The organism is Homoserinimonas sp., from assembly GCF_056262345.1.
In genome coordinates, this window is the sequence record NZ_JBACFR010000278.1 from 1 (window position 1) to 3,131 (window position 3,131).

General features: G+C 63.3%; 2 protein-coding genes. One reads left to right on the forward strand and one right to left on the reverse strand.

The features are described from left to right. Window positions 1-357: hypothetical protein (locus AC062T_RS12870; protein ID WP_476030629.1), on the reverse strand; the 357-nt coding region annotated here is incomplete at its 3' end. Window positions 358-567: 210 nt separating this feature from the next. On the opposite strand from AC062T_RS12870, the gene AC062T_RS12875 reads away from it, so the two are divergent. Then, window positions 568-3,054 carry an ATP-dependent Clp protease ATP-binding subunit gene (locus tag AC062T_RS12875; RefSeq protein ID WP_476030631.1) on the forward strand — a complete coding sequence of 829 codons (2,487 nt, stop codon included), beginning with the start codon at window positions 568-570 and terminating at the stop codon, window positions 3,052-3,054. Window positions 3,055-3,131 lie beyond the last annotated feature (77 nt).

The window sequence follows — 3,131 nt, forward strand, 5'->3', positions numbered from 1 at the left end:
GAGCATGTTGCGGCACAGCAGGCAGATGAGCGTGGTCACGGCGAGAACCGTGAGAGCCCCGACGATCTCGGAGAGCACCAGTGAGACGACCGTGGTGGCGGCCAGATGGGATGCGGTGACGGTGGCGGTTTCGACCGCGACCGTCACGAGGCTTCCGCCCGGGCCGATGGGCAGGTCCGCGGTCGTGTCGGCAAACGGAACGAGCACGGGAATGTCGAGGTTGGGCACGATGCTGATGATGCGCAGCGTGGTCGTCACGATCGTGAACACCGCGACGATAATGCCGACCCCGATGGTCGTGTAGATGTCGGCGCGGTTGCTCAGGCTCATGGTCGAGCCGGGCGCTGTGGTCTTCATGGGCTACCTAACGTTTATCGATAACAACGACAATCGTTAACATAACGATTGCCGTTATGGTGCGCAACAGGAGCTGCAAGAAATCTGCGAAGCACCTGCGTACGTACCGCCCTCTTAACGCCCAGGGCGAACACGGGAGCAAACGCAAGGGTCGCCTCGTTACTCTCTTTGTAACGGCATCCAACCTGCCCGATGCCAGAGGAGTTAGAGATGTTCGAGAGATTTACCGACCGCGCTCGTCGTGTTGTCGTTTTGGCGCAAGAAGAAGCCAAGATGCTCAACCACAACTACATCGGCACCGAGCACATTCTGCTCGGACTCATTCACGAGGGTGAAGGCGTAGCCGCCAAGGCCCTCGAGTCGCTAGGCATTTCGCTCGACTCCGTGCGCGAGCAGGTGCAAGACATCATCGGTCAGGGCCAGCAGCAGCCCACCGGCCACATTCCCTTCACCCCGCGCGCCAAGAAGGTTCTTGAGCTTTCGCTGCGCGAGGCCCTCCAGCTCGGCCACAACTACATTGGCACCGAGCACATCCTGCTCGGCCTCATCCGTGAGGGCGAGGGAGTCGCAGCGCAGGTGCTCGTCAAGCTCGGCGCAGACCTCAACAAGGTGCGCCAGCAGGTCATCCAGCTTCTCTCTGGCTACCAGGGCAAGGAGCAGGTGCAGGTCGGTGGCAACGACCAGGCCCAGGCTCAGGGTGGTTCGCAGATTCTCGACCAGTTCGGGCGCAACCTCACGCAGGCCGCGCGCGACGGCAAGCTCGACCCCGTAATCGGGCGCGAGAAGGAGATGGAGCGGGTCATGCAGATCCTCTCCCGCCGCTCCAAGAACAACCCCGTTCTCATCGGTGAGCCCGGCGTCGGCAAGACCGCCGTCGTTGAGGGCCTTGCCCAGGCGATCGTGCGCGGCGACGTGCCCGAGACCCTCAAGGACAAGCAGCTCTACACGCTCGACCTCGGCTCGCTCATCGCCGGAAGCCGCTACCGCGGTGACTTCGAAGAGCGCCTCAAGAAGGTCACCAAGGAGATCCGCACCCGCGGCGACATCATCACGTTCATCGACGAGATCCACACGCTTGTTGGTGCTGGTGCCGCCGAGGGCGCAATCGATGCCGCAAGCATCCTCAAGCCGCTTCTCGCCCGTGGCGAGCTGCAGACGATCGGTGCCACCACGCTCGACGAGTACCGCAAGCACTTTGAGAAGGATGCTGCGCTTGAGCGCCGCTTCCAGCCGGTGCAGGTGCACGAGCCGTCGCTGCCACACACCATCAACATCCTCAAGGGACTGCGCGACAAGTACGAGTCGTTCCACAAGGTGTCGATCACGGACGGCGCAATCGTCGCCGCCGCGAACCTCGCCGACCGCTACGTTCAGGATCGCTTCTTGCCAGACAAGGCCATCGACCTGATCGACGAGGCTGGCGCCCGCCTGCGCCTGTCGATCCTGTCGTCGCCGCCTGAGCTGCGCGAGTTCGACGACCGCATCGCCGACGTGCGCAAGCGCAAGGAAGCCGCGATCGAAGACCAGGACTTCGAGAAGGCAGCATCGCTCCGTGACGAGGAGAAGAAGCTCCTCGGTGAGCGCCTGCGCCTTGAGAAGCAGTGGAAGAGTGGCGAGGCCGGCTCGACCGGAATCGTCGACGAGGGCATCATCGCCGAGGTTTTGGCTTCTGCGACCGGCATCCCCGTCTTCAAGCTGACCGAGGAAGAGACCGCGCGTCTCGTCTTTATGGAGAAGGCCCTGCACCAGCGCGTCATCGGCCAGGAGCAGGCCATCTCGGCTCTCTCCAAGACGATTCGCCGCACGCGTGCCGGACTCAAGGACCCGAAGCGCCCCTCCGGTTCGTTCATCTTCGCTGGCCCCACGGGTGTCGGAAAGACGGAGCTTGCCAAGGCGCTCGCCGAGTTCCTGTTCGACGACGAAGACGCTCTGATCTCGCTCGACATGTCGGAGTACGGCGAGAAGCACACCGTTTCGCGCCTCTTCGGCGCCCCTCCCGGATTCGTCGGATTCGAAGAGGGCGGCCAGCTCACCGAGAAGGTTCGCCGCAAGCCGTTCAGCGTCGTGCTCTTCGACGAGATCGAGAAGGCCCACCCGGACATCTTCAACTCGCTCCTCCAGATTCTGGAAGAGGGACGTCTGACGGATGGTCAGGGTCGCGTTGTCGACTTCAAGAACACCGTGATCATCATGACCACCAACCTGGGCACGAAGGACATCACGGGTGGCCCCGTCGGCTTCACGATCGAAGGCAATGCCGCGCAGGACTACGCCGGCATGAAGGCCAAGGTCGTGGAGGAGCTCAAGAAGAACTTCAAGCCCGAGTTCCTCAACCGAGTCGATGAGACCATCGTGTTCCCGCAACTCAACAAGGAGGAGCTGCTGCAGATCGTCGATCTGTTCGTCAAGCGCCTGAGCGAGCGCATGCTCGACCGCGACATGACCGTCGAGCTAACGGCAGCGGCCAAGGAGCAGCTCATCAAGGTCGGCTTCGACCCGACTCTTGGTGCCCGCCCGCTGCGTCGTGCGATGCAGTCCGAGATTGAGGATCGCCTCAGCGAGCGCATCCTCGGTGGCGAGCTCGGCTCCGGCGACCACGTTCACGTGGACTACGCCGATGGCGACTACGTGTTCACCACGACCCGCCAGCCCGGCCGCGAGGCCATCGAGGCACCAGCGGCGGCCATCGCCGAATAGCGTTACGCACCACCGAACCAGCCCCCCAGCATCCCCGGGGGGGTCGGAGAGTGATCGGCCCAACGCCGCCGCCCCCG

What these genes read in the sequence shown, in the direction of transcription:
- AC062T_RS12875 (WP_476030631.1), top strand. Translation starts at nt 568, where the DNA reads ATGTTCGAGAGATTTACCGACCGCGCTCGTCGTGTTGTCGTTTTGGCG.